The sequence below is a fragment of the Hydrogenophaga taeniospiralis CCUG 15921 genome (assembly GCF_001592305.1).
GTDB classification, from domain to species: domain Bacteria; phylum Pseudomonadota; class Gammaproteobacteria; order Burkholderiales; family Burkholderiaceae_C; genus Hydrogenophaga; species Hydrogenophaga taeniospiralis.
Genome location: NZ_BCWR01000005.1, coordinates 133,572 through 159,861 on the forward strand (window position 1 = coordinate 133,572; position 26,290 = coordinate 159,861).

The window sequence follows — 26,290 nt, forward strand, 5'->3', positions numbered from 1 at the left end:
GGGCTGAGCAGTGTATCGGCGTCCGGCCTGAGGCGTGGCGCCTGGCCCGGGCCGATTCCGGAAACGGTCTTGTGACTGTCACAGAGATGTCACATTGCGTCCCTAGAGTCCGGGTTGTGAATTTGTTTCCACCAACACGAGGACTTCCATGAACACCAAACGCACCCTGCTGAAGACCATCGCCGCCGCGGCATTCGCATCCATGGCCATGGGCGCTGCCCTGGCCGCCGACATCACCGGTGCCGGCGCCACCTTCCCGTTCCCGGTCTATGCCAAGTGGGCCGAGGCCTACAAGGCCGCCACCGGCACGGGCCTGAACTACCAGTCGATCGGCTCCTCGGGTGGTCTCAAGCAGATCCGTGCCAAGACCGTGACCTTCGGCGCTTCGGACGCCCCGGTCAAGGGTGAAGAGCTGGAGAAGGACGGCATGATCCAGTTCCCGGCCATCATTGGCGGCACCGTGCCCGTGATCAACCTCGAAGGCTTCAAGCCGGGCGAGCTGCGCGTGACCGGCCCCGTGCTGGCCGACATGTTCCTGGGCAACATCAGCAACTGGAACGACCCCAAGCTGGCCGCGCTGAACCCGGGCAAGAAACTGCCCGACCAGGCCATCACCATCGTGCACCGCGCCGATGGCTCGGGCACCACCTACAACTGGACCGACTACCTGACGACCGTCAGCAAGGACTGGGCGGACAAGGTCGGCAAGGGCGCCGCCGTCAAGTGGCCCGCCGCGTCGTCGGTGGGTGGCAAGGGCAACGAGGGCGTGGCCGCCAACGTCAACCGCGTCAAGGGTGCGCTGGGTTACGTGGAATATGCCTACGTGAAGAAGAACAAGATGAACTTCATGCAGTTGCAGAACGCCGATGGCAAGTACGTCAGCCCCGACGACAAGACCTTCGCTTCCGCCGCGGCCGGTGCCGACTGGTTCAGTGTGCCGGGCATGGGCGTGTCCATGGTGAACGCCAAGGGCGCCGACAGCTGGCCCGTCAGCACCGCTTCGTTTATCCTGATGTACAAGCAGCCCGCCGACAAGGCGGCCTCCGCCGAAGCGCTCAAGTTCTTCGACTGGGCCTTCAAGAGCGGCAAACAACTGGCTTCTGATCTGGACTACGTGCCGCTGCCCGACTCCCTGACCGACCAGATCCGCTCCAAGGTCTGGAGCCAGGTCCAGAAGTAAACCGGATCGAGTGACAAGGCATCCGCCGGCCGGCGCCGAGCTCGCCGGCGGATGCTGTTTCGTGGTGGGTTCGGAGCACACAGACGGGAGTCAACATGAGCATGGGAACAACCATGAATGCGCCAAGCATGCCCCTTGAAACGGGCAACCCCAACATGGAGTCGATTGCCAGAAGGCAGCGGCTTCAGGACATCTTTTTTCACCGTTTGACCCAGGGCTTCTCGCTGCTGGTGCTGATGGCCCTGCTGGGCATCATCGTTTCGCTGTTCGTCAACGCCTGGCCGGCGTTCCAGAAATTCGGCCTGAAGTTCATCTGGTACGTTGAGTGGGACATCATCAACGAAGAATTCGGTGCCGCGATCGCCATCGTGGGCACCCTGGCCAGCGCCACCATCGCACTGCTGATCGCCGTGCCGCTGGCTTTCGGCATCGCGCTGTTCCTGACCGAAACCTGCCCCACCTGGCTGCGCCGCCCGCTGGGTACCGCCATCGAGCTGCTGGCGGCCGTGCCGTCCATCATCTACGGCATGTTCGGCCTGTTCGTGTTCGCGCCACTGTTCGCCGACTACGCCCAGGTGCCGATGCAGAACGTGCTGGGCGGCATGCCCCTGATCGGCTTCCTGTTCGGCGGCAGCACCAACGGTTTCGGCATCCTGGCCGCGGGCATCGTGCTGGCGTTCATGGTGCTGCCTTTCGTGGCGGCGGTGATGCGCGACGTGTTCGAGATCGTGCCGCCCATCCTGCGTGAATCGGCCTATGGCCTGGGCTGCACGACATGGGAAGTGGTGCGCAAGGTGGTCCTGCCCTACACGCAGAAAGGCGTGATCGGCGGGGTCATGCTGGGGCTGGGCCGCGCGCTGGGCGAGACCATGGCGGTCACCTTCGTGATCGGCAATGCCAACCGCATGCCCACCTCGCTGTTTTCGCCCGGCACGTCGATCGCGTCCACGCTGGCCAACGAGTTTGGTGAGGCGGCAGACTTCCACATCTCCGCGCTGTTCGCGCTGGGCTTCCTGCTCTTCGTCATCACCTTCATCGTGCTCGGCCTGGCCAAGTGGATGCTGTTGCGGGCTGAAAAGGCCAAGGGCCTTTGAGCGCGCCCACCCCATCGACGAGAAAAATCATGGAAATCAACCAAACGCTCTACCGCCGCCGCCGCTGGTCCAACCTGGTGGGCCTGGGTCTGTCAATGGCCTCGATGGCGCTGGGCCTGGTGGTGTTGATGTGGATCCTGGCGGTCCTGTTCAGCAACGGCTTTGCCGCACTCGACTGGAACATGTTCACCCATTCCACGCCCGCGCCGGGCACCGAAGGCGGTGGCCTGGCCAACGCCATCGTCGGCAGCCTGCTGATGGTCGGTTTTTCGGTGCTGGTGTCCACCCCGATCGGCATCCTGGCCGGGGTGTACCTGGCCGAGTACGGCGACCAGAGCAAGACCGCCGAGCTGACCCGCTTCGTCACCGACATCATGCTGTCGGCCCCGTCCATCGTGCTGGGTCTGTTCGTCTACGCCATCGCAGTGGCCACGATGGGCACCTTCTCGGGCTGGGCGGGCTCGCTGGCGCTGTCGCTGATCGCCGTCCCTGTGGTCGTGCGGACCACTGAAAACATGCTGCGCCTGGTACCCGGCAGCCTGCGCGAAGCGGCCTTCGCGCTGGGCGCGCCGCGCTGGAAAGTCGCGACCATGGTCACGCTGCGCGCGGCCAAGAGCGGCGTCATGACCGGCCTGCTGCTGGCGGTGGCCCGCATCAGCGGCGAGACCGCACCCCTGCTGTTCACCGCGCTCAACAACCAGTTCTTCAGCACCGAGATGAGCGGCCCCATGGCCAACCTGCCGGTGGTGATCTTCCAGTTTGCGATGAGCCCGTACGACAACTGGATCCGCCTGGCCTGGGGCGGCGCGCTGCTCATCACCCTGTCGGTGCTGGTGCTCAACATCGTGGCCCGCGTGTTCCTGCGCGAGAAGAACACCGTCTGAGGCCCGTCCGATCGGCCACCCACACCGCACATCCCCTCTTTTTCCGGATTTCACCCATGACCACCACCCCCACGCCCGCCAAGAACGCGCTGGAGCTGCGCAACCTGAACTTTTTCTACGGCAAGTTCCAGGGCCTCAAGCAGGTCAACATGGACATCGAGGAACGCAAGGTCACGGCCTTCATCGGCCCGTCGGGCTGCGGCAAGTCCACACTGTTGCGTACGCTCAACCGCATGTACAGCCTGTACCCAGGCCAGCGCGCCGAAGGCCAGATCAACTTCTACGGCCAGAACATCCTGGACGACAAGCAGGACATCAACCTGCTGCGCGCGCGCATCGGCATGGTGTTCCAGAAGCCCACACCGTTCCCGATGTCGATCTACGACAACATCGCCTTCGGTGTGAAGCTCTACGAAAATCTGAGCAGCGACGACATGGACGACCGGGTCGAGTGGGCGCTGACGAAGGCGGCCCTGTGGAACGAGGTGAAGGACAAGCTCCACCAGAGCGGCCTGTCGCTCTCCGGCGGTCAGCAGCAGCGTCTGTGCATCGCGCGCAGCGTGGCGGTCAAGCCCTCGGTGCTGTTGCTCGATGAACCGACATCGGCGCTGGACCCGATCTCCACCGGCAAGGTGGAAGAACTGGTGCACGAACTCAAGCAGGACTACACCATCGCCATCGTCACGCACAACATGCAGCAGGCCGCGCGCTGCAGCGACTACACCGCCTACATGTACCTGGGCGAGCTGATCGAATTCGGTGCCACCGAACAGATCTTCTTCAAACCCACCAAGACAGAGACCGAGGACTACATCACCGGACGGTTTGGTTGATATGGCCCAAGGTTCATCCATTTGTGCAACGGGAGTGCTTTCATGAGCGACAAACACATCTCCAGCCAGTTCGACGCCGAACTGAACTCCATCTCCACCCACGTCCTGGAAATGGGCGGGCTGGTCGAATCGCAGCTGCACCAGGCGGTGTACGCGCTGGTCAACCTGAGCACGGAGTCGGCCGACCAGGTGCTGGCCAACGAGGCGAAAATCAACCAGATGGAAATGCAGATCGATCACGAGATCATCTCCACCATCGGCCGGCGGCAACCCACGGCGCGCGATCTGCGTTTTCTGATGGCGATCTCGCGCACCACGCAGAACCTGGAGCGTGCCGGCGACGAGGTGGCGCGCATCGCCCGCATGGTCAAATCCATCATCCAGAGCGGCTCGCCGCGCAATCTGCCGAGCAAGGAACTGCGTGTGGCGGCCGATCTGGCGGCGGCCCTGCTGCGCAAGACGCTGGATTCGTTCGCCCGGCTCGACACCGCCATGGCCGTGGCCATCATCAAGGAAGATCACCAGATCGACGACGAGTACAACGGTTTCATGCGCAAGCTCATCACCTACATCATGGAAGACCCCCGAACGATCTCTCCCAGCCTGGACCTGCTGTTCCTGGCCAAATCGATCGAGCGCGTGGGCGACCACGCAAAGAACATCGCCGAGCAGATCATCTTCATCGTGATGGGCGAGGATGTGCGCCATACGTCCATGGACAAAGTGGAGTCGGTGGTCGGATGAGCTGGACAACATCCCCCGCGCCGCTTCGCGTCACCCCCCTGGGAGGGGAGCGCCAGCAGCAGCCCGGCCAAGCCGGTTCTGCGCTGGCCCTGGGGCAAAGCCGCTCCTTCGCCACATGCCGTGCTGTTCAGGGGGTGTCATCGTGAGAAAGCTACCCCGTGTCCTGGTGGTGGAAGACGAACCGGCCATCGCCGAGCTGATCGCCGTCAACCTGCGGCACAACGGTTTCGCACCCACCGTGGTGTTCGACGGTGCGGCGGCGCAGCGCGAGGTCGACGCGGTGCTGCCCGACGTCATCCTGCTCGACTGGATGCTGCCCGGCGAGAGTGGCGCCACGCTGGCGCGCCAGTGGCGCAAGCAGGAGCGCACGAAGACCGTGCCGATTCTCATGCTGACCGCGCGTAGCGACGAGTCCGACAAGGTGCAGGGGCTCGACGCCGGGGCGGACGACTACATCACCAAACCCTTCTCCACCCAGGAGCTGCTCGCGCGCATCCGCGCCGTGCTGCGCCGCCGCGCGCCCGAGATCGTGAAAGACTCGGTGCAGGTGGGCGATCTGTCCTTGGACGCGGGCACCTACCGCATCACGTTTCGCGGGGCCGAACTCAAGGTCGGCCCGACCGAATTCAAGCTCCTGCACTACCTCATGAAGCACGCGGAGCGGGTGCACACCCGTGGTACGCTGCTTGACAAGATCTGGGGAGATCATGTCTTTATCGAGGAGCGGACCGTGGACGTGCATGTCAAGCGTTTGAGGGAATCACTGGGCGAGGCCGCGGGCATGGTGGAAACCGTGCGCGGTGCCGGCTATCGCCTCACAGCGGTGAATTCCACGGGACGCCCGGCCCAAGGCACAGACACCGCCACCGCATGACGCGGCGTGCGATCGAGCTGCTGCTCCTGGTGGCGCTGGGAGCGGTGTGGGGCTGGGCCAACGATGCCACGGCCTGGACGTTTGCCGGTGCCTTGGTCGGCGCGCTGATCTGGAGCATCTTCGACGGCTTGCGCGCGCGCAGTGTGCTGCGCTGGCTCAACAAGGCCGACGCCTCGCGCTCGCCCCGCGTGTCGGGCACCTGGGGCGAGCTGGTCGAACGCAGCCGCAAGCTGATCAAGAAGCTGGAAAAGAAGGCGCAGAACAGTGACGCGCGGCTGGAGGATTTCCTCGCCGCCATCCAGGCCTCGCCCAACGGTGTCGTGCTGCTGGATTCCGCGGGGCGCATCGAGTGGTCCAACCTCACCGCGGCGGCGCATCTGGGCTTTGATCCCCAGCGCGATCTGGGCCAGTACGTGCGCAACATGGTGCGCGCGCCCGCGTTCACGGCCTACATGGCCGGCGGCGATTTCAGCTACGAAATCCAGATCGATGGTCCGGGTGTGCGTCCCTCGCAGCCGGCGAAGATCTCGCTGCAGATCCACCCATACGGCAAGAAGCGCAAACTCGTGCTCACGCGCGATGTCACCGCCGTGCAGTTGGCCGAGGCCATGCGCCGGGATTTCGTGGCCAACGTGTCGCATGAAATCCGCACGCCACTCACGGTGCTCAGCGGCTTCGTGGAGACCATGCAGAGCATTCCCCTCGAAGAGGATGACCGCGCGCGTTACCTTGGTCTGATGAGCCAGCAGGCGCAGCGCATGCAGACGCTGGTGAGCGATCTGCTCACGCTTTCACGCCTGGAAGGCAGCCCGGCGCCGGGGCCGGGCGAGTGGATCGATAGCGAAGAACTGCTCACCCACGTGATCCAGGAGGCACAGGGCCTGACGCAGGCGATCGCCCAGCCTCCGCACGAGATCCGTGCCATGGCCGCAGCCTCGTTCTGGGTCTCGGGCGCCAAGACCGAACTGCTCAGCGCCATGTCCAATCTGCTCAGCAACGCGGTGCGCTACACACCCGGTGGCGGACGGATCGAGGCCGGCTGGCGTCTGCGGCCCGATGGCGGGGGCGAGTTCTTCGTCACCGACACGGGCCCGGGCATCGCGGCGGAACACCTGCCGCGCCTGACCGAGCGTTTTTACCGCGTGGACCGCAGCCGTTCACGCGAAACCGGCGGCACCGGTCTCGGCCTTGCCATCGTCAAACACGTGGCCCAGCGCCATGGTGGTCAGGTGGAAGTGCAGAGCACACCAGGGCAGGGCTCGACCTTCCAGGTGGTGCTGCCGGCCTCGCGGGTGCGCGAGCGCGTCACCGGCTGAACTCAGCCGCCGACCCGCCGGTAGATCAACAGACTTTCCTTGTTGTCGGTGAGCCGGCGCACCTTGGCCCGGTAGGCCCATTGGGTGAGGGTGACCCGCTCGTCCAGCGTGGGCTGGCTCGCGGGTGCCACCACCAGCATGCGGCAGGCCGGTGCCGGCCCGCTGGTGCTGAGCACCAGCCGCAGGCGGCCGTGGTATTGCAGCGCCGCGATCTGGGCCTGTGTGAGCCCATCGGCGATCACGCAACTGCCCGCGGGCACCATGCTGGCGATGCGGCGCGAGATCGGCCCGTAGCTGCGACCAAAGTCGAGCAGGGGCAGCCACAAGGTCATGAGCAGCAGCCAGCACAGCGTGCTGCCTGCGGCGGGCAGCACCAGGCTTTTCCAGATGGCTTCGCGGTGCTGGCCGACACGCCAGGCCACCAGCCAGACCCAGGCGGCGGAGGCCAGCAGGGCCAGACCGAACAGCAGCCCCGAAAACTCGGGCACAAAACCCGGGGCCAGCCGCGCCACGTTGGCCGCCGGTTTGGCGGGCACACCGGTCTGCATGGCGAACCAGATCACCCAGATGATGAGGGCGCAGCCGGTGAAGAAGATCAGTGTGAACCAGTCGATCAGCGCCGACATGCTGCGTCGCAGCGTGGGCAGCGCAAACGCGGCCAGCGCGGCCAGCGCAGGCAGGGCCAGCAGCAGCGTACGGTCGTGCCGTTCGGACAGGGCGCTGGCGGTCACGCCCACCAGTGCGGCCCACAGGGGCAAGGCCACATGGGGCCTGAAGAGCTGGCGGCGCCAGCGCCACAGCGTCCAGAGCACCAGGGGCCAGGCGGGCCAGGTGAACCACAGCAGCAGGCGTCCCCAACTGGGCCAGTTCATCGGATCGGGCAGGGTCGGCATGCCGGGCATGGGCACCTGACCCGCCAGCGCCGACACGGCCAGCACGATCGCCAGCAGCGCGACAGACCACCACCACGGGTTGGCCCATACGGGCGCGGCGTCGTCCACGGAACCGCCGTCAGACTCCTGGCTGGCCTGCGTGCGGCGGGCCACATACACGATCACCAGAAGGCCGCCCCCCAGCAGGACCGTGGTCCAGGGGGCACCGCTGAACACCAGGCCCAATGTGGCCAGTCCCCACACCAGCACCGCGCGCCAAGGGTGGCGCGATGTTCCGTGCGCCAGGCTGGCGGCGGCATAGAGCATGGCCGAGACCATGGCCAGGCGGGCCAGGTCGGGTGTGGTTTCGTGTGACAGCTGGGCCAGGCCCAGGCAGGCCACCAGGGCCAGCAGCCCGGCGTCGGCCAGCGCACGCGCGTAGTCCAGGGGGTTGGCCTCGCCGCCGAACGCGAAGCTCACCGGCTGAGCCGCCGGCTGGCGGGCGAGATGGTAGACGCTGTACCAGGTGCAGAGCAGGGTGATGGCCAGCAACAGCGCGAAAGGAATGCGTGCGGCGAGGTCGGCGGGCAGCATCGGCAGCCACTGGATGAAGAGGGCGCCCAGCCAGTAGGGCATGGGGCCGGCCTCTTCCACCGCCCAGCCAAGGACCTGGGGCTGCCACCAGCCGCTGTGGCCGGCCGCCATCTCCAGCATCACGCCAAATGCCGTCACATCGGCGTTCTTCCAGGGCTCACGCCCCAGGAAGCCGGGCAGCACGTAGGCGATGCAGAACAGGATGAGTGCAAGCCGGGGCAAGCGGCGCACGGCCGTCTGGCTGACGATGGCGGGGGTGGTTGGGTTCACTGCGGGGAATATACAGGGCGCAAGAGGGCGAGCAAGGCTTGGCCGGGTGTCCTGGCGGCGGGTGTCGCCATGCTTTTTTCAGGGAGACCGCGCAAAAAAAAACAGCCGGGGTGACCGGCTGCTTTTGCAGGAGACTGCCGGAACCCGGAGGTTCCGAACCGCGGCCAGCTTATTTGGCGGCCGGGGTGCCCTTGCCGTAGCGGTTGCGGAAACGTTCCACGCGACCACCCATGTTGTCCACGCTTTTCTGCGTGCCGGTATAGAAGGGGTGCGACTCGCTGGAGGTATCCAGCTTGAACAGCGGCAGTTCGCGGCCGTCTTCCAGCTTGATCATTTCCTTCGTGTTGGCGCAGGAGCGCGTCACGAACTGGAAGTTGTTCGACAGGTCCACGAAACAGACTTCGCGGTAGTTGGGGTGAATGCCGTCTTTCATGACGTTTCCTTGAGTTCAGGTGCGGCAGCCGCAACGGAACCATTCCGCTGTACTTGTCGCAAATTAATAAAGCCGCTGATTATAGCCTGGAGAATGGACCTGGCCGGAGCGAGATGCCTGAAACCCAGAACACCGCGGGACCGGCTTTGCCGGGCCGCAGGTGTTGCCCCCTGGGGGGGGACGCCGAAGGCGGCGCGGGGGGGCTTTATCCGCCCCGCCGCATCATGTCGAAGAACTCGGAGTTGTTCTTCGTCGACTTCATGCTCTTCAAGACCATTTCCATGGCCTCAATCTCGTCCATGTTGTACATGAACTGGCGCAGGATGCGGGTCTTCTGCAGGATCTCGGGTTGCAGCAGCAGTTCTTCACGGCGGGTGCCACTGCGGTTGAGCTGGATCGAGGGGAAGACGCGCTTTTCGTACAGGCGGCGGTCGAGGTGGATTTCGCAGTTGCCGGTGCCCTTGAACTCTTCAAAGATCACTTCGTCCATGCGGCTGCCGGTGTCGACCAGCGCGGTGGCGATGATGGTCAGCGAGCCGCCTTCCTCGATCTTGCGGGCCGCGCCGAAGAAGCGCTTGGGGCGCTGCAGGGCGTTGGCGTCCACACCACCGGTGAGCACCTTGCCGCTGGAGGGCAGCACGTTGTTGTAGGCGCGGGCCAGGCGGGTGATCGAGTCGAGCATGATCACCACGTCCTTCTTGAGTTCGACCAGGCGCTTGGCGCGCTCGATCACCATCTCGGCCACGTGCACGTGGCGCGCGGCGGGCTCGTCGAAGGTGGAGGCAATGACCTCGCCACGCACGGTGCGCTGCATTTCGGTCACTTCTTCCGGGCGTTCGTCCACCAGCAGCACCATCAGCTCCACCTCGGGGTGGTTGGCGGTGATGGCATGGCAGATGTGCTGCATCATGACCGTCTTGCCGCTCTTGGGCGGTGCCACGATCAGTGCCCGCTGGCCACGGCCGATGGGGGCGATGATGTCGATGACACGACCGGTGATGTTCTCGTCGCTCTTGATGTCGCGTTCCAGGCGCATCTGTTCCTTGGGGAACAGCGGCGTCAGGTTCTCGAACATGATCTTGTGCTTGTTGTCCTCGGGGGGCAGGCCGTTGATCTTGTCGAGCTTGTTCAGCGCGAAATAGCGCTCGCCATCCTTGGGGATGCGCACCTCGCCCTCGATCATGTCGCCGGTGTGCAGATTGAATCGGCGGATCTGGCTGGGCGAAATGTAGATGTCGTCGGTGCTGGCGGTGTAGCTGGTGTCCGGCGCGCGCAGGAAACCGAAGCCATCGGGCAGAACCTCGAGCACACCGTCGGCGTTCACCAGTTCACCGCCCTTGGCGCGCTTCTTGATGATGGCAAACATGAGCTCCTGTTTGCGCATGCGGCCGGTGTTCTCGATCTCAAGTGCTTCAGCCTGCTTGAGGACTTCAGACACGTGCAGTGCCTTGAGTTCGTTGAGGTGCATGGAATTCACTCCGTGAGGGAGTTGAGTCAAAAAATCGGGGGAGGGGGCGCTGGCGTCCGGTTGTCGGACGGTACGCAATGAGAGAGCTGGTCTCTGTCTGGCCAGCGTTGCCGCAAATTATGACAGGAAAAGAGCAGCCCGGAAATCAAGGCCCGGGCATTGCACCTGGGCGGGTCTTGCGGGCTGCGGTCCGACGATCAGGCGAGCTGCTGGTCGATGAAGGCGGTGAGCTGGGCCTTGCTCATGGCGCCGACCTTGGTGGCAGCCAGCTGGCCATCCTTGAACAGCATCAGTGTGGGGATGCCGCGGATGCCGAACTTGGCCGGCACATCGCGGTTGTCGTCCACGTTCATCTTGGTGACCTTGAGCTTGCCGTCGTACGAGCCGGCCACTTCGTCCAGGATCGGGGCAATCATCTTGCAGGGGCCGCACCATTCGGCCCAGAAGTCGACCAGCACCGGCGCCTGCGCGTCGAGCACATCGGCCTGGAAGCTTGCATCAGATACGTGTTTGATCAGGTCGCTGGCCATGATTCATCCTAAGAACGTTGAACAGGGAGGTTAAAGTTTGGGCACGCGCATCGCAGGAGGGTAGGTACCACACATACCCCCAGGGGCGTGATTCGCTCCATTGTGACAGAAACGCCCGATCCATGACGCCTGCCAGCCTGTTCCCAGAACCCGGTGACGCCGCTGCGGGCCTGTCGGTATCCGCGTCCGGCGCCCAGCCCGCGCCACACCCCGCGTCGTTGCGCTGGGACGCGGTGATCGCGCGCATCGAAACGGCCATGGCCCGGTGCCAGGCCGAGGCCGATCGCACCCTGGTGCTCGTGCCGTACGCCCAGCTCATGGAGGCCGGACGGCGCGCCTGGGCGCAGGCCCATCCCAGCGGTTTTCCTCCCCGTTTTGAATCCAGCCGCAACTGGGCCACCTCGCTGCAGCCGTTCCTGCCGGGCCCGACCGATCTGAGCATGGACATGGCGCGCGACAGCCTGGTCGCGGCCGCGTTCATGGACCGCGTGGCCCAGGGGCGCACCGATGCATCGTTGCGCTCGGTCATGGTGGCCCGCCTGGTGGAGGCCACGCGTCAGCTGGCCCCGCTGGCCGCTGCGGTACCGCCCGAACAGCGCCTGGCCTGGGCCGAGCGTCTGCGCGAAGCGATCACACCCGCCCAGCAGGCCCTGCAGTGGGAGGCCCTGTTGGCCACGCTGGCTCTGGCCTGGGCGAGCACGTCCGCCTACGCCACCGACGTGCTGTGGGGTCCGCTCGCCGCGCCGGGGACGGGGGCCGATGCGCTGGTCCTGTTGCAGGGTTTCCAGCAGGACCCGCTCGCCAGCGCGCTGGCCAACCACTGGGGCGCTCGTGCCACGGTGCTGGCCTTGCACGAGGTCGCCACCGACGCCGCTGCGGTTTCAGTGGCCGTCGGCCCGCCACGCCTGCACGCCTGCGGCGATGCGGAAGACGAAGCCCAGCGCGCCGCCGCCTGCGTGATCGAGCGCATCAACGCCGGGCATGCGCCGGTGGCCCTGGTGGCGAACGACCGTCTGCTGACGCGCCGTGTCAGCGCCATGCTGCACCACGCGGGCCTGACGGTGCGCGACGAAACCGGCTGGAAACTCTCGACCACCCACGCGGCGGCGCAGCTCATGAGCCTGCTGCGCGCGGCCGATGCCCGGGCCCGCATGGACGACGTGCTGGACCTGCTCAAGCAGGCCCCGGCCTGGCCCGAAAAGCAGGTGCAGTTGCTGGAGCAGCTCGCCCGCGATGCCGGGGTGTCGCTCTGGCGCGCCGCGCTGCGCTCGCCCCGACTGGCACCCGCGCTCCCCGAGGGATTGCCAACCCTGCTGGAGGGGCTTCAGCCGGCGCGCGCCCTGGTGCCGTGGCTGACGGACCTGGCCGCAGCGCTCCTGGCCTGTGGTCTGTGGGAGCGGCTGCAGGGCGATCCGGCGGGACAACAGATGCTCCAGGCATTGAGGCTGGGCGATGGCGCGGCGCAGGAACTCGGGCTGGTGAGCGAGGCGCTCTCGGGTACCACGACGGGCACTACCCCGGCCGCGCGAGCACCCGGGCGCTCTGGCGCTCGCCTGTCGCTCGCGGCCTTCACCGCCTGGGTGCGCGACGTGCTCGAAGGCGCGAGCTTCATGCCCCGCAGCGAAGGGGAGGCCGCGGTGGTGATCCTGCCCATGGCGCAGTTGCTGGGCCGCGGTTTCGCCGCCACGGTGGTGCCCGGTTGCGACGAGTCGCACCTCAACCCCAGCCCCGAACCGCCGGGCCTGTGGACCACGGCGCAGCGCGAGGCCCTGGGCCTGCCCACGCGCGAAGCGCTGGCCGAAGCCGCGGCCCAGGCCTGGCAGGCCGTGCTGGCGATGCCGCGACTCGACGTGTTGTGGCGCACGCAGGAACGCGGCGAGACGGTGCTGCCCAGTGCCTGGGTGCAAGCGCTGCCGCCGATCGAATCTCTCGCCGAGGCTGAAGGCGCCGCCGATCCACGCGTGGCCCGCCCGCTGGATCCGTTGCCCCAGCCGCGCCCCCAGCCGTCGGCCGGCGATGTGTTGCCCGAGTCCCTCTCCGCCAGCGCCTACCAGGACCTGCGCGACTGCCCCTACCGTTTTTTCGCCTTGCGCCAACTGCGCCTGGCCGAGGCGCCCGAACTCGAGGCCGAACCCGACCAGCGCGACATGGGCAACTGGCTGCACGCCGTGTTGCGCGCTTTTCACGAACAGCGCGGCGACGCCAGACCCGGCCTGGCGGCCGACCGCGATGCGCTGGACCGGCTGGCCGACAGCACGGCCGATGCCATGGGGCTCAACGCCGGAGAGGGTGGGGCCGGCTTCCTGCCGTACCAGGCGGTCTGGCCCGCGCTGCGCGACGGCTACCTGGACTGGCTCGCCGGCTTCGAAGCGGCCGAAGGGCGCGCCGGCCCCCGCTTTGATCGGGCCGAAGCCGCGCTGACCGCTCAGGCAGGGCCCTGGAAGCTCTACGGCAAGCTCGACCGCATCGACCGGCAGGACAGCCCTGAGGGCGCCATTCCGTTCGTGATCGACTACAAGACCGAGGGCCGCCCCGGCACCCGGGAGCGCGTGAAAGAGCCGCTGGAAGACACCCAGCTGGCGTTTTACGCCGCGCTGCTGCCGGACGAAAACCTGCGCGCGGCCTACCTCAGCATCACCGACAAACGCGGCGATGCCGCCCGGGAGGCGCCGACCCTGCTGGTGGAGCAGCCCGAGGTGCTGATGGCGCGCGAGCGGTTGCGCGAGGGCCTGGCGCACGACATGGCGCGCGTTGCCGCCGGCCAGCCCATGCCCGCGCTGGGCGAGGGCCGGGTCTGCGACTTCTGCGCCGCGCGCGGTCTGTGCCGCAAGGACTTCTGGACATGACCCCCGCCGCCTACCGCATCAACGGCGCCCAGGTGGCGCGCGAAGCCTTCTATGCGCTGGCCTGCGATCCGGCGCGCAGCATCGCGGTGGAGGCCTGCGCCGGCGCGGGCAAGACCTGGATGCTGGTCTCGCGCATCCTGCGCGCCCTGCTCGACGGCTGCGCGCCACAAGACATCCTGGCCATCACTTTCACCAAGAAGGCCGCGGGCGAAATGCGGGACCGGCTCAACGCCGAGTTGCGCCGCTGGGCCCATTTGCCTGACGACGCGCTGGCCGGTGAACTGCGGGCCCGTGGCCTGTCCGAGGCCGACGCCGTGCGGCGCCTTCCGCAGGCGCGTGGCCTGCACGCGCGCGTCACGGCGCTGGGCCGCACGGTGCAGGTGCGCACCTTTCACAGCTGGTTCGCCGCGCTGCTGCGGGGGGCGCCACTGTCGGTGCTGCAGGAGCTGCAACTGCCGGCCCAGTACGAGCTGCTGGAAGACGATGCCCAGGCCGTGGCCCTGGTCTGGCCGCGTTTCTACGCCGCGCTGTCGGCCAGTGCCGACGACAAACAGGATTTCATGGACAGCGTGGCCGAACACGGCCGCCACCAGACCCTCAAGGCGCTGAGCAACGCGCTGCAGAAACGGGTGGAGTTCGCGCTGGCCGATGCCGCCGGGGTGGTGGACAGCTCGGTGGAGCCGTTCGCGGCCCTGTACCCGAATTGGGCTGGCCTGGCTGCGCCCGAACTGGCCTTGCTGCAGCCCGGTGCCCGCGAGCGCTGGCTGGCGCGCGCGAAGCTGCTCGGCGGTGAGGCCAACAAGACACCCAAGGTCGCGGCCAACGCCGTGGTCGACGCGTTTGAACTGGCCGACGAACCGGCGCTGATGGTCCGCCGCTTGGCCTTGCTGCGCAAGGGCTTCTTCGTCGCCAGCGAAGACCGGCTCAACACCAACCTCACCAAGTTCGCCGCCGCCCAGGATGCCGAGCCCGAGCTACAGGACCTGTGCAACGCCCGGCGCCAGCACACTGCCTGGCAGTACCACCAACGCATGGCCCGCCTGACCCGCGTGCTGCTCGTGGCCTACGCGGACCTCAAGCGCGAGCGCGGCTGGGTGGACATGAACGACGTCGAAGGCGCGGCCCTGCGCCTGTTGGGCGATGCCGAACTTTCGGGCTGGATGCAGCAGCGGCTGGACGCGCGCGTGCGCCACGTGCTGATCGACGAATTCCAGGACACCAACCCGCTGCAATGGCAGGCGCTGTACGGCTGGCTCTCGGCCTACGCCGGAGCGGGTTCGGGCGAGGCACCGTGTGTGTTCCTGGTGGGCGACCCCAAACAATCCATCTACCGCTTCCGCCGTGCCGAGCCCCAGGTGTTCAAGGCCGCGCAGGCCTTCGTGGTGCAGGGCCTGGCGGGGGCGCTGCTCAGCTGCGACCACACACGCCGCTGCGCGCAGGGCGTGGTTGCCACGCTCAACAGCGCCATGCTGGCCGCGGTGGAGGCGGGTGAATACAGCAGTGGCTACCGCGCCCACACCACCGAAAGCCTGCGGCCCGGCGAGGTGATCGCCTTGCCCCAGCTCGCGCGCAGCCTGCGCGAACGTGCGGCCGGCGGGGACAGCGACGAGCCGGTCTGGCGCGACAGCCTGACCACGCCGCGCGTGCTGCCCGAAGACACCATGTCCGCGCTGGAGGCGCGCCAGGCGGCCGACTGGGTGGCGGCCGAGATCGCCTCCGGCCGCGTCCAGGCCGACGACATCATGGTGCTCTCGCGCCGGCGCGAGCGCCTGGCCTGGATGCACGACGCCTTGCTCGAACGCGGCATCGCCAGCGAGCAGCCCGAAAAGCTCGACCTTTGCGAAGCCCCGGCGGTGCAGGACGTGGTGGCGCTGCTCGATGCGCTGGTTTCGCCGCGCCACGACCTGAGCCTGGCGCGCGCGCTCAAGTCGCCGCTGTTCGGCTGGAGCGACGACGCGCTGGCCCAGCTGGCGCGGCTGCGCCAGCGCTGGACGGTGCGGGCCGAAGGCGATGCCATGCCGTTACCCGTGAAGCCGTCGTGGTGGGACGTGCTGCAGCGTTTCGCTGAGGCGTCGTCGAGTGAGCAACCGGATTGGTTGCAGCGGCCCGGTTTCGATCCGCAACAGGCCCACGAGCAGGCGCGCGACTTTTGCGCCACGGCCGAGCGGCTGGCGCTGTACCGTGCCTGGGTCCACAGCCTGCCGCCGCACGACGCGCTCTCGGCGCTGTACGACCACGGCGACGTGCTCGCGCGGTTCGCCCAGGCCGTGCCACCCAGCCAGCGCGGCGCGACCCTGGCCCAGTTGCGCGATCTGCTGGCGCAGTCGCTGGCGCAGGATGGCGGGCGTTTCCTTTCGCCCTACCGCCTGGTGCGTGCGCTCAAGGCCGGCGGCATCAAGGCCACGCCGAGCCAGACCCCGGGCGCCGTGCGGCTGCTCACCATCCACGGTGCCAAGGGCCTGGAGGCCCACACCGTGCTCATGCTCGACACCGACGCCGGACCCTCGCGACCCGAGAACATGGGGGTGCTGGTGGACTGGCCCGGCGAAGACGCCGCGCCGCGCCGTTTCGTGTTTCTCGCGAGCGAAAAATCGCCACCCGCTTGCGCCGCCAGCGCGCTGGAACTGGAACAGCAGGCACGCGCGCTGGAAGAGCTCAACGCGCTGTACGTGGCCCTGACCCGGGCCGAAGAGCGGTTGGTGATCTCCAGCTTCGAACCCCACCAGCGCGGTAGCGCCACCAGCTGGTACCAGCGCCTGCAACCGCTGGCCAGCGCGGTGGACGCGCCGCCGCCGGCCGCCGACGCGGCGCCCCACATGGCCCATCACGGCGCCTTCAACCTGCCCGGTTTGCCCCCCGTGAACGTGCCGGGCGTGCAGCGTGAGGCTGTGGATGCGGCGGCCATTCCCGCGCCGCCGGTGGACGACACCGCGACCCGCCTCGGGCTGGCGTTGCACCGCCTGTTGCAATGGCGGCCCACGCCGGCCCAGGGCTTTGACTGGACGGGCGAGCACGTCCAGGCCGTCGCGCGCGAATTCGCACTGGACCCGGCCCAGGCCCGCGAGGCACTGGCCATGGCGCGGCGCATCGTGGCCGGCGAAGCGGCCTGGGTCTGGGACGCAGAGGTGCTCGACCACTGGGGCAACGAAGTCGAACTGTTTCACCAGGGCGAGCTGCTGCGGCTGGACCGGCTGGTGCGCGAGCGCGCCACCGGCACCTGGTGGGTGCTCGATTTCAAAAGCGCCGAACACCCCGAGCGCCAACCCGAACTGATCGCGCAGATGCGCCACTACCAGCAGGCCATGGCCCAGGCGCGCCCCGGTGCGCCACTGCGCTTGGCCTTCATCAACCCCATGGGCCGGCTGATTCCACTGCCGGTCGAACTCCAGACCCCATGACCGATTCCGACACCCAGCCCCATTTCAACCCGACCACGGCCGGCGCGGGCTTGCCCGCGCTGAGCGTCGATGTGGCCGTCATCGGCGGCGGCCCTGCCGGGCTGATGGCGGCCGAGGTCTTGAGCCGGGCGGGTCGGCGGGTGCACCTGTTCGACGCCATGCCCTCGGTGGGACGCAAGTTCCTGCTGGCGGGCAAGGGCGGCCTGAACCTGAGCCACGCCGAACCGCTGGAGGCTTTCATGGGCCGCTACGGCGAGCGCGCCGAAGTGCTGCGCCCCCTGCTGCAGGCCTTTGGCCCGCGGGCGGTGCGCGACTGGGCGGCGGGCCTGGGCATCGAGACCTTCGTCGGCACCTCGCAGCGGATTTTTCCCACCGACATGAAAGCCGCGCCGTTGCTGCGCGCCTGGCTTCAGCGCCTGCGCCACCCCGAAGCCGGCGGGCCGCCGGTGGTGTTCCACATGCGGCACCGCTGGCAGGGTTGGGCCGCTGATGAAGCCGCAGCCCCGGCCCTGTGCCTGACCACCCCGCAAGGCGCGCTGCAGGTGCATGCACGTGCCACCGTGCTCGCGCTCGGCGGCGCGAGCTGGGCCCGCCTGGGGTCCGACGGGGTCTGGGTGCCCTGGCTGCATCAGGCCGGCATCGACGTGGCGCCGCTGCAGCCCGCCAATTGCGGCTTTGACGTGGCGGGGTCGGCCGTGCACGGCATCGCTGCGGGCTGGAGCCCCCATTTCGCCAGCCGCTTTGCGGGCCAGCCGTTCAAATCCGTGGCCATCCGGTTCACCGACGGCCTGGGGCGCAGCTTTCAGCGCAAGGGCGAATTCGTCGCCACCGCCGGTGGCGTGGAAGGCAGCCTGATCTATGCCGCCTCCGGTCTGCTGCGCGACGAGATCGCCCGACAGGGCCGGGCCACTTTCGAACTCGACCTGCTGCCCGACCGCAGCGCGGAACACGTGCTGGCCCAGGTGGCGCATCCCCGCGGCTCGCGCAGCCTCTCGGGCCATCTCAAGAGCCGCCTGGGTCTGGACGGCATCAAGATGGCGCTGCTCAACGAATGTCTCGACAAGGACGCGCTCCACGACACAGCACGGCTGGCCGCCGCCATCAAGGCGCTGCCCATCACGCTGATCGCAGCGCGCCCGATCGATGAAGCCATCAGCAGCGCGGGCGGCGTGCGCTGGGAGGCGCTGGACGAGCGTTTGATGGTGAAGAACGTGCCGGGCCTGTTCTGCGCGGGCGAGATGCTGGACTGGGAGGCCCCCACCGGGGGCTATCTGCTCACCGCCTGCCTGGCCAGCGGCGTGGCCGCCGGCCAGGGCGCCGCCGCCTGGTTGAACGCGGCCTGAAGCGGGCGTCATTCCGGGGCGTCATTCCGTTTTCACACGGGCTGCCTACAGTGGTCACAACCCGGTCACCGGACCCGGATCAGGAGTTGAAACCATGTCTTTCCATGCACCCCACCGCCGCACATTCATCCGCCACCTGGCCATCGCCTCCCTGGGCCTGAGCGGGCTTGCCAGCCAGGCCGCTGGCACCTCCGAGCGGCCCATCAAGATCATCGTGCCCTTCGCGCCCGGCGCCGGCACCGATGCCATGGGGCGTCTGGTGGCGGCCAAGCTGGCCGAGCTGCTCAAGGCCACGGTGGTGGTGGAAAACCGGGTGGGCGCTTCGGGCGCGCTGGGGGCCCAGGCGGTCGCGCAGAGCGCGCCCGACGGACACACCCTGCTGTTGGCCGCCGCACCCTTCACCACCGTGGCCGCGGCCCTGCCCGGGGCCGGTTACGACCCCTTGGCCGACTTCGCGCCGGTGGGCATGATCGCCCAGGGCCCGCTGGTCTGGGCGGCCAACCAGCAGTTGCCGGCGAACACGCTGCCGGAACTCGTGGCCCTGGCCCGCCAGCGCCCCGGCGCGCTCAACTACGGCTCGGCCGGTGTCGGCGGCATCAACCACCTGGTGCTGGAGTCGCTCAAGGCGCGCACCGGCACCTACATCACGCACATTCCCTACCGCGGCATCGCGCCGGCCACCCTGGACGTGCTGTCGGGCGAAATCCATCTGCTGACCGGCACCATCCCCGCGCTCGCGCCCTACATCCGCGACGGCCGGCTCAAGGCGCTGGCGGTCACCAGCGAGCGCCGCAGCCCGGCCTTGCCGCAGGTGCCCAGCATGGCCGAGTCCGGCATGGCCGGCTTTGACGTGTTGAACTATTTCGCCCTGATGGCGCCACGCGACACCCCCGCGCCGGTGGTGGAACGGCTCAACACGGCACTCGCGCAGCTGGTGGACATGCCGGACGTGAAGGCCCGCCTGACACTGGACGCGCTGGAGCCCGCCACAGGCACGCCCGCCGCGCTGGCGAGCTTCCTGCGAAAGGACTTTGAGGGTTGGAAAAACGTGGTTCAGCGCCAGAACCTGAAGATCGACGCGTTCTGAGAACGGCCGGCAGGGGGCTGAATCGAAAAAAGGGGGGTGACGAGCCTTGACCCCGGCACTGGATTCACAGTTAGGGCTGCTTGGTTCCCCACCTGACCCGGTTGGCCGCTTCACCATGCGGGAAGGCCCGTCGGGGTCGATTGTAGGCGATGGCGAGCGGGTCCGCTGCCGTGGGGGCGCCGCTTAGAATCGAAGCCATGTCCTATGTCGTCCTGGCCCGCAAATACCGCCCGCGCAATTTCACCGAAATGGTGGGGCAGGAGCACGTGGTCCGGGCGCTGTCCAACGCACTGACCACCCAGCGGCTGCACCACGCCTACCTGTTTACCGGCACCCGCGGCGTGGGCAAGACCACCGTCTCGCGCATCCTGGCCAAGTCGCTCAACTGCCTGGGGGCGGACGGGCAGGGCGGCATCACCGCCGAACCCTGCGGCGTGTGCCAGGCCTGTACCGACATCGATGCCGGCCGTTTCGTGGACTACACAGAACTCGACGCCGCGTCCAACCGAGGCGTGGACGAGGTGCAGGCGCTGCTGGAACAGGCGGTCTACAAGCCGGTGCAGGGCCGCTTCAAGGTCTTCATGATCGACGAGGTGCACATGCTCACCGGGCACGCGTTCAACGCGATGCTCAAGACGCTGGAAGAGCCGCCCGAGTACCTCAAGTTCGTGCTGGCCACGACCGACCCCCAGAAGGTGCCCGTCACCGTGCTCTCGCGCTGCCTGCAGTTCAACCTGCGGCCCATGGCGCCCGAAACCGTGCTGGAACACCTGCGGCAGGTGCTGCAGTCCGAAAGCGTGCCGGCCGAGGCGCAGGCGTTGCGCCTGATCTCGCGCGCCGCGCGTGGCTCCATGCGCGACGCGCTCTCGTTGACCGACCAGGCCATTGCCTTTGGCGGCGGCCAGCTGCAGGAGGCCACGGTGCGCCAGATGCTGGGCGCGGTGGACCGCTCGCATGTGCTGCGCCTGATCGACGCGCTGGCGCGGGGCGACGGCGCCACCGTGGTGAACACCATCGAGACCTTGCGTGTGGATGGCCTGAACGCGGCCTCCACGCTGGAAGAGATGACCGGCGTGTTGCAACGCATGGCGGTGCTGCAGGCGGTACCCGAGCGCGCCGGCTCTCAGGACCTGGACGACCCGGATGCTGCCGAGATCGTGCGTCTGGCCAACGATCTGCCCGCCGATGAAACCCAGCTGCTGTACAGCCTGTGCCTGCACGGCCGTGGTGAACTGGGCCTGGCGCCCGACGAGTACGCGGCGCTCACCATGGTGCTGCTGCGCCTGCTGGCGTTCAAACCCGCCAGCGCCGAAACCCGCGCACCGGCGGAAAAAAAAACACTGAAAACAGGGGCTGAGGCCCCGAACACCCCGTCCCAGGCACCTCCCACGCCTCCCGCGCCGCTTGTGCGCGCACCGCAGACGCCAGCGGCACCGGTGGCCCCGGTGGCCGTACCCGCCCAGCCACCACAGGCCCCGACAGCGACGGCACCCGCCGCCGCCGCGAGAACCGATGCGCCGCCGCCGCCCGCCCCCGAGGGGTCCGTTCACCCAGCGGTGGCAGCGTCAAACACGGCGCCCAACGACGAGGATCTGCCGCCCTGGGTTGATGAAGAGCCTGCGCCACCCGAAGAAGGCGTGCAGACCTCGCGCCGCGTGGTGGCGATTCCGGTGCGGGACCCGGGGCCCTCGCAACGGCTGGACCAGCGGCGCGACCCGGGCGAGGCCCGCCCCGTGCCCGAGGTGGTGCCCAGCCCCGAGGGCGATTTCTGGTTCGACACCGTGATGCAGCTGGTGCGTGCTGAAGCGGTGACCGCGCTGGTACGCGAGCTCGGCCTGCAGTCTCAGCTGGTGGCGCGCGACAGCGGCCAGTGGGTGTTGCGGGTGGAGCGCGAGTCGCTCAACCAGGGCAACATCCGCGAGCGGCTGGCCACGGCGCTGGGCACTGTGGGGCACGAGGTCCGGCTGGCGGTTGAAATCGGGCCGGTGCAGGACTCCCCCTCGTTGCGCCTGGCCGCCGAGGCCGCGCGCCGCCAGCGCGAGGCCGAACAACGCATCATGGACGACCCGTTCGTGCAGAGCATGATGCGCGACTTTGGCGGCAGAATCGTGCCCGGCACACTCAAGGCCACGGCGGCCATGCAAACCCAGGCCGCGCCGCTGCGCGGATCGCCGTCTCCCGACGGGGCCCACGCATCCAGCGGTGGCCTGTCGGCGGATCGCTGAACCCTCCATTTCTTTCGCAATCGACCCCCAACCAAGGAAAAAGTCATGTTCAACAAAGGACAACTCGCGGGCCTCATGAAGCAGGCCCAGGCCATGCAGGACAACCTGAAAAAGGCCCAGGACGAACTGGCCTTCATCGAAGTCACCGGTGAGTCCGGCGCCGGGCTGGTGAAGGTGCTCATGACCTGCAAGCACGATGTGAAGCGCGTCACCATCGACCCCAGCCTGCTGGCCGACGACAAGGACATGCTCGAAGACCTCGTGGCCGCGGCTTTCAACGCGGCGGTGCGCAAGGCCGAAGAAACCACCAACGAGAAGATGGGCAAGCTCACGGCCGGCATGCCGGGCCTGCCCGGCGGGATGAAGTTCCCCTTCTGAGCGCGGCCGAACTGGCCGCAGGCCGGCATTCAAAAAAGCAAGATTCCCATGGCTGAAAACCACCCCCTTGAACTGCTCGTGCAGGCGCTGCGCCGCCTGCCGGGGGTGGGTGTCAAGTCCGCCCAGCGCATGGCCTACCACCTGCTGCAGCACGACCGCGAGGGCGCCTTGCACCTGGCCCAGGCCCTGCAGCACGCCTGCGCCGAGGTGCGCCATTGCGCGCTCTGCCACACCTTCACCGAAGACGATGTGTGCGCCACCTGTCGCGACCCGCGGCGGGACCACAGCCAGCTGTGTGTGGTGGAGAACCCGGCCGATCTGGCGGCCATGGAGCGCACCGGTGCCTACAAGGGGCTGTACTTCGTGCTCATGGGCAAGCTTAGCCCGCTCGATGACGTGGGACCGCGCGACATCGGCTTGCAGAAGCTCTTTGACCGCGTCGATGCGCCCGCCGGCGGCGAAGCGGGCGCTGAGCGCGAGGTGCGCGAGGTGATCCTGGCGACCAACTTCACAGCCGAAGGGGAAACCACGGCACACGTGATTGCGCAGGGGCTCAAGGCCCGGGGGGTCAACGTCACGCGGCTGGCGCGCGGTGTGCCGGTGGGCAGCGAACTCGAATATGTGGACCTGGGCACCATCGCCCATGCCCTGGTGGACCGGCGCTGAACCACACGCCGGGCAACTGAAAGACCTTTCATTCATGAAATTTGCAGGCCTGACCCTGGCTTACTGGGCCGTCCTGGCAACGGCGTTGTTGCCTTTCCTGTGTGGCTATCTGGCCAAGTGGGGCCGGCTGGGCAAGCCCCGGCGTGAAGGGGGCTATGACAACCACAACCCGCGCGCCTGGCTGGCGCGCCAGACCGACTGGCGCGCGCGGGCTAATGCCGCGCAGGCCAACAGCTTCGAAGCGCTGCCACTGTTTATCGGGGCCGTGATCATTGCCCACCAGCTGGGTGCGCCGCAGGTGCGCCTGGACCTGCTGGCCTTCGTGTTCGTGGTGCTGCGGCTGATCTACATCATGATGTACGTGGCCGATCTGGCCCTGGCGCGCAGCATGACCTGGGCCTTGGCGCTGCTGGTGAACATCGCCATCCTGTTCGTCTGAACGTCGCGCGTTCCTGAAGCCTCTCGCGCCTGCGCACGCAGGGCGAGACCGGTTACTTTTGCTTGCGTTTTCCCTCGGTGGAAACCCGCTCGGGATTGATCCCGATGCGGCTGGGGCCGGCCTCGCTTAGCCTTGCTGCAGCTTGGGTACCAGTGCAGGAAGGGATGTTTCATGTGGACTCGTCGTGGGTGGTGTCGGGTGTGCGCGTCGGCGCTGCTGGGCACCGTTCCGCCCGCAACCTGGGCGCAGGGGCCCGGCCCGGCTCCCTTGCCTCGCGCGGGCAGCTCCCGCGTGGTGGTGGCGGTAGAAGACAAGACCGCTTTCTGCTACCTGCCGCTGACCGTGGCCGAGCGCATGGGCTACTTTGCCAACGAAGGGCTGGACGTGCAGGTGCGCGAGTTCAGCGATCCCGGTCAGGCCCTGCAGGCGGTGCTTCTGGGTTCGGCACAGGTGTTCTCGGGGCCCTTCAGCAGCATCATCAACATGCAGGCCCGTGGCCAGATGTTCCAGTCGTTCGTGTTGCAGGGGCGCGCACCCCAGATCGTGCTGGGTGTCTCGCTTCAGACCCTGGGCCACTACCGCGGCTTGCGCGACCTGCGCGGCAAGAAGCTGGGCATCATGGCGCTCGGATCGGGCACACACAAAGTGGCGCGTCTGGTGCTGGCGCGCGCCGGGCTGGGCGCGCAGGACATTCAGTACACACCCCTGCCCAGCGCGACTTCCGCGGTGGCGGCGTTTCGTGCTGGAGCGATCGACGCGATCTGCTACACCGACCCGGTCATCACGCAGCTGGAGCAGGGGGGCGAGTTGCGGGTGGTGGCCGACACGCGCACCTTGCGTGGGAGCGCCGAGGTGTTTGGCGGGACCTTGCCGGCGGCCTGTCTGAGTGCGCCGGGGGCCTTTCTGGCTGGCAACGCACGCCAGAGCCAGGCCCTGACCGATGCGATGGTGCACGCCCTGAAGTGGCTGCAGACGGCGGGCCCGTCCGACATCATCAAGGTGGTGCCGGAGCGCTATTTCCTGGGCGACCGGGCGCTGTACCTGGCCGCCTTCAGCCGGGCGCGGGAAGCCTGGGCGCCCGACGGGCTGATGCCGGAGGATGGGCCCGTCACCGCAGCGCGCATGCTGGCTTATTTTGACCCATCGACGCAGTTGCAGCGCGTGGACCTGGCGCGCACCTTCACCAACGATTTCGCCCGCAAGGCCAAGGCCCGGTTCAAGGCCTGAGCCACACCCACCCGCCGCTTTCAGTTCTTCTTGCTGGCAGCCACCTTGGTGACCGCGCGTTTGGACGGTGTGCGGGCCTTCGCGGTGCGGGTTCCAGCCTTCTGGACCGCCTTTTTCCGCGTGGCGACCTTGACGGATTTTTTTGCACTGCGCGAGCTGGCCACCGCCGAGCGCTGCGGCAGCATCAGCGTGATGCGCTGGCCCGGTTTGAGCCGCGCGTTGATCGCCAGCCGGTTCCAGCCGGCCACGCTGACCGCACTCACACCGTAGCGGCTGGCCAGCCTGCTCAGGGTGTCGCCCTTGCGAGCCCGCACCGAGCTGCGCCGCAGGGTGACCTCGGGTTGCAGGCTCAGATGCCCGTTGTCGGCCACGTGCAGGGGAACGTCACCGTTGCGTGTCTGCGAGCGCGGCACCAGCAGACTGGAGCCCGCGCGCACCCTCATGCGGGGCGGGATGTTGTTGACTTCGCGCAGTTCCGCCTCGCTCATGCCCACCCGGGCGGCCGCCTGCGCGGCGGTCATGGTGGTGGGCACGACCCAGGCGGTCCAGCTGGCCAGCGGACCCGAGAAGGTCTGCAGGTTCTGCTGGAAGACCACTGCGTTGTCCCAAGGCAGCAGGATGTTGGGCGTGCCCGCGGCCATCACCACGGGGCGGTTGAGCGAGGGGTTGAGGGCTCGGAAATCCTTTTCGCTGACCCCGGCGAGCTGGGCGATGACGGCCACGTCCATGTCGCGCTCGAGCGTGACGGTGTCGAAAAACGGGTGGTTGCCGATCAGGGGCAGGGTGGTGTTGAAGGCTTCCGGCCGGGCCAGGATGTTTTTCACCGCCTGCAGCTTGGGCACGTACATGCGGGTTTCCATCGGCATGCTCAGGTCGAGGTAACCGGTCGGCAGGCCCGCGCGCTGGTTGCGCGTGATGGCGCGGTTGACGTTGCCCTGGCCCCAGTTGTAGGCGGCCAGTGCGAGGTGCCAGTCGCCGAAGCGGCCGTGCAGCTGCTGCAGGTAGTCGAGCGCGGCGCGGGTGGAGGCCAGCACATCGCGCCGGTCGTCGCGGAAGATGTTCTGCTTCAGATCGAAAGACTGGCCGGTGGCGGGCATGAACTGCCACATGCCGGCCGCCCGCGCGCTGGAGACTGCCTGGGGATTGAACGCGCTTTCAATGAAGGGCAACAGCGCCAGCTCCATCGGCATGTTGCGGCGCTCGATCTCCTCGACGATGTGGAACAGGTAGCGGCTGGAGCGCTCGGTCATGCGCTGGATGTAGTCGGGTCGGGTGGCATACCACTGCTCACGGTCGCGCACCAGCTCGTTGTCCAGATCGGTCATGGCGAAACCGCGCCGGATGCGGTCCCACAGGTCGGTGGGGGCCGCGAGGGTGACCACGGCGGGCAGGTTGGTGCTGGCCACGCCGATTTCGCTCAAGGGCGCATCGGGGAACACACTGGGGGCAGGGGAAGCCTTGCTGGTCGTGGCGCCCGGGGTGGTTGTGGTGGCCGGGGACGTGGTACCCGGAGGGACCGAGGCGCAGCCCGCGAAGAGCAATACCGAGGCCGCCAGCGTGCAGAAACCCAGGCGTGTGCGCCGCTGGGT

The 26,290-nt window shown here is 67.8% G+C and carries 21 protein-coding genes and 1 other RNA gene; 16 read left to right on the top strand and 6 right to left on the bottom strand.

The features are described 5' to 3' along the window. Positions 1–148 precede the first annotated feature (148 nt). The 7 genes from pstS to phoR all read left to right on the top strand — a co-directional run bounded on the left by pstS (position 149) and on the right by phoR (position 6,925). Positions 149–1,180: a phosphate ABC transporter substrate-binding protein PstS gene (gene pstS, locus HTA01S_RS07145; RefSeq protein WP_068168519.1), complete on the top strand. Its 1,032-nt coding sequence runs from the start codon at positions 149–151 to the stop codon at positions 1,178–1,180. A 128-nt stretch (positions 1,181–1,308) separates the two neighbouring features. After that, the gene (pstC, locus tag HTA01S_RS07150; protein ID WP_245638026.1) at positions 1,309–2,274 is read left to right on the top strand and encodes a phosphate ABC transporter permease subunit PstC; all 966 of its coding nucleotides are present in this window, start codon (positions 1,309–1,311) and stop codon (positions 2,272–2,274) included. Positions 2,275–2,303: 29 nt separating this feature from the next. Continuing rightward, positions 2,304–3,158, top strand: a complete 855-nt coding sequence (gene pstA / locus HTA01S_RS07155) for a phosphate ABC transporter permease PstA (RefSeq protein ID WP_068168526.1) — start codon at positions 2,304–2,306, stop codon at positions 3,156–3,158. Between the two features lie 56 nt (positions 3,159–3,214). Next, positions 3,215–3,991, top strand: a complete 777-nt coding sequence (pstB, locus tag HTA01S_RS07160; protein ID WP_068168529.1) for a phosphate ABC transporter ATP-binding protein PstB — start codon at positions 3,215–3,217, stop codon at positions 3,989–3,991. A gap of 42 nt (positions 3,992–4,033) precedes the next feature. Beyond that, positions 4,034–4,735, top strand: coding sequence for a phosphate signaling complex protein PhoU (gene phoU, locus HTA01S_RS07165; RefSeq protein WP_068168532.1), 702 nt, complete (start codon positions 4,034–4,036; stop codon positions 4,733–4,735). A 142-nt stretch (positions 4,736–4,877) separates the two neighbouring features. Further along, positions 4,878–5,609 carry a phosphate regulon transcriptional regulator PhoB gene (phoB, locus tag HTA01S_RS07170; RefSeq protein WP_068168535.1) on the top strand — a complete coding sequence of 244 codons (732 nt, stop codon included), beginning with the start codon at positions 4,878–4,880 and terminating at the stop codon, positions 5,607–5,609. Further along, positions 5,606–6,925, top strand: a complete 1,320-nt coding sequence (gene phoR, locus HTA01S_RS07175) for a phosphate regulon sensor histidine kinase PhoR (RefSeq protein ID WP_068168538.1) — start codon at positions 5,606–5,608, stop codon at positions 6,923–6,925. Before phoB ends, phoR begins: the two co-directional genes overlap by 4 nt. A 2-nt stretch (positions 6,926–6,927) precedes the next feature. Here phoR and HTA01S_RS07180 read toward each other — a convergent pair whose 3' ends face one another. The 4 genes from HTA01S_RS07180 to trxA form a co-directional block, all read right to left on the bottom strand. Continuing rightward, on the bottom strand, positions 6,928–8,661 hold the full coding sequence (locus HTA01S_RS07180) for a hypothetical protein (RefSeq protein ID WP_068168540.1): 1,734 nt from the start codon (positions 8,659–8,661) through the stop codon (positions 6,928–6,930). Between the two features lie 169 nt (positions 8,662–8,830). Then, positions 8,831–9,094, bottom strand: a complete 264-nt coding sequence (locus tag HTA01S_RS07185) for a type B 50S ribosomal protein L31 (RefSeq protein ID WP_068168543.1) — start codon at positions 9,092–9,094, stop codon at positions 8,831–8,833. A gap of 205 nt (positions 9,095–9,299) precedes the next feature. Then, positions 9,300–10,562 (bottom strand): transcription termination factor Rho, encoded by a 1,263-nt coding sequence (gene rho / locus HTA01S_RS07190; protein WP_068168546.1) that lies wholly within the window; start codon positions 10,560–10,562, stop codon positions 9,300–9,302. Between the two features lie 197 nt (positions 10,563–10,759). Beyond that, positions 10,760–11,092, bottom strand: a complete 333-nt coding sequence (gene trxA / locus HTA01S_RS07195) for a thioredoxin TrxA (protein WP_068168549.1) — start codon at positions 11,090–11,092, stop codon at positions 10,760–10,762. A 122-nt stretch (positions 11,093–11,214) separates the two neighbouring features. Here trxA and HTA01S_RS07200 point away from each other — a divergent pair, with 122 nt between their 5' ends. The 4 genes from HTA01S_RS07200 (at position 11,215) to HTA01S_RS07215 (ending at position 19,766) form a co-directional block, all read left to right on the top strand. Further along, positions 11,215–13,938 (top strand): PD-(D/E)XK nuclease family protein, encoded by a 2,724-nt coding sequence (locus tag HTA01S_RS07200; protein WP_068168552.1) that lies wholly within the window; start codon positions 11,215–11,217, stop codon positions 13,936–13,938. Further along, positions 13,935–17,336 carry a UvrD-helicase domain-containing protein gene (locus HTA01S_RS07205; protein WP_068168555.1) on the top strand — a complete coding sequence of 1,134 codons (3,402 nt, stop codon included), beginning with the start codon at positions 13,935–13,937 and terminating at the stop codon, positions 17,334–17,336. The genes HTA01S_RS07200 and HTA01S_RS07205 overlap by 4 nt, the downstream gene beginning before the upstream one ends. Further along, positions 17,333–18,679, top strand: coding sequence for a TIGR03862 family flavoprotein (locus tag HTA01S_RS07210; RefSeq protein ID WP_084235926.1), 1,347 nt, complete (start codon positions 17,333–17,335; stop codon positions 18,677–18,679). The genes HTA01S_RS07205 and HTA01S_RS07210 overlap by 4 nt, the downstream gene beginning before the upstream one ends. Before the next feature lie 94 nt (positions 18,680–18,773). Beyond that, positions 18,774–19,766, top strand: a complete 993-nt coding sequence (locus HTA01S_RS07215) for a Bug family tripartite tricarboxylate transporter substrate binding protein (RefSeq protein ID WP_068168558.1) — start codon at positions 18,774–18,776, stop codon at positions 19,764–19,766. 35 nt (positions 19,767–19,801) lie between these two features. Here HTA01S_RS07215 and ffs read toward each other — a convergent pair. Next, an RNA gene (ffs, locus tag HTA01S_RS07220) (signal recognition particle sRNA small type) lies at positions 19,802–19,898 on the bottom strand. Between the two features lie 65 nt (positions 19,899–19,963). Here ffs and dnaX point away from each other — a divergent pair. The 5 genes from dnaX to HTA01S_RS07245 all read left to right on the top strand — a co-directional run bounded on the left by dnaX (position 19,964) and on the right by HTA01S_RS07245 (position 24,701). Continuing rightward, positions 19,964–21,991, top strand: coding sequence for a DNA polymerase III subunit gamma/tau (gene dnaX / locus HTA01S_RS07225; protein WP_084235927.1), 2,028 nt, complete (start codon positions 19,964–19,966; stop codon positions 21,989–21,991). A gap of 45 nt (positions 21,992–22,036) precedes the next feature. Further along, the gene (locus tag HTA01S_RS07230) at positions 22,037–22,369 is read left to right on the top strand and encodes a YbaB/EbfC family nucleoid-associated protein (protein WP_068168561.1); all 333 of its coding nucleotides are present in this window, start codon (positions 22,037–22,039) and stop codon (positions 22,367–22,369) included. Positions 22,370–22,417: 48 nt separating this feature from the next. Next, positions 22,418–23,035 carry a recombination mediator RecR gene (recR, locus tag HTA01S_RS07235; RefSeq protein WP_068168564.1) on the top strand — a complete coding sequence of 206 codons (618 nt, stop codon included), beginning with the start codon at positions 22,418–22,420 and terminating at the stop codon, positions 23,033–23,035. Positions 23,036–23,069: 34 nt separating this feature from the next. After that, positions 23,070–23,474, top strand: coding sequence for an MAPEG family protein (locus tag HTA01S_RS07240; protein WP_068168567.1), 405 nt, complete (start codon positions 23,070–23,072; stop codon positions 23,472–23,474). Positions 23,475–23,645: 171 nt separating this feature from the next. Further along, positions 23,646–24,701, top strand: coding sequence for an ABC transporter substrate-binding protein (locus HTA01S_RS07245; protein ID WP_084235928.1), 1,056 nt, complete (start codon positions 23,646–23,648; stop codon positions 24,699–24,701). Between the two features lie 20 nt (positions 24,702–24,721). On the opposite strand, the gene HTA01S_RS07250 is transcribed toward HTA01S_RS07245, so the two are convergent. Then, entirely contained in the window at positions 24,722–26,272 is a 1,551-nt protein-coding gene (locus tag HTA01S_RS07250) for a transglycosylase SLT domain-containing protein (RefSeq protein WP_068169585.1), read from the bottom strand. Between the last annotated feature and the right edge of the window lie 18 nt (positions 26,273–26,290).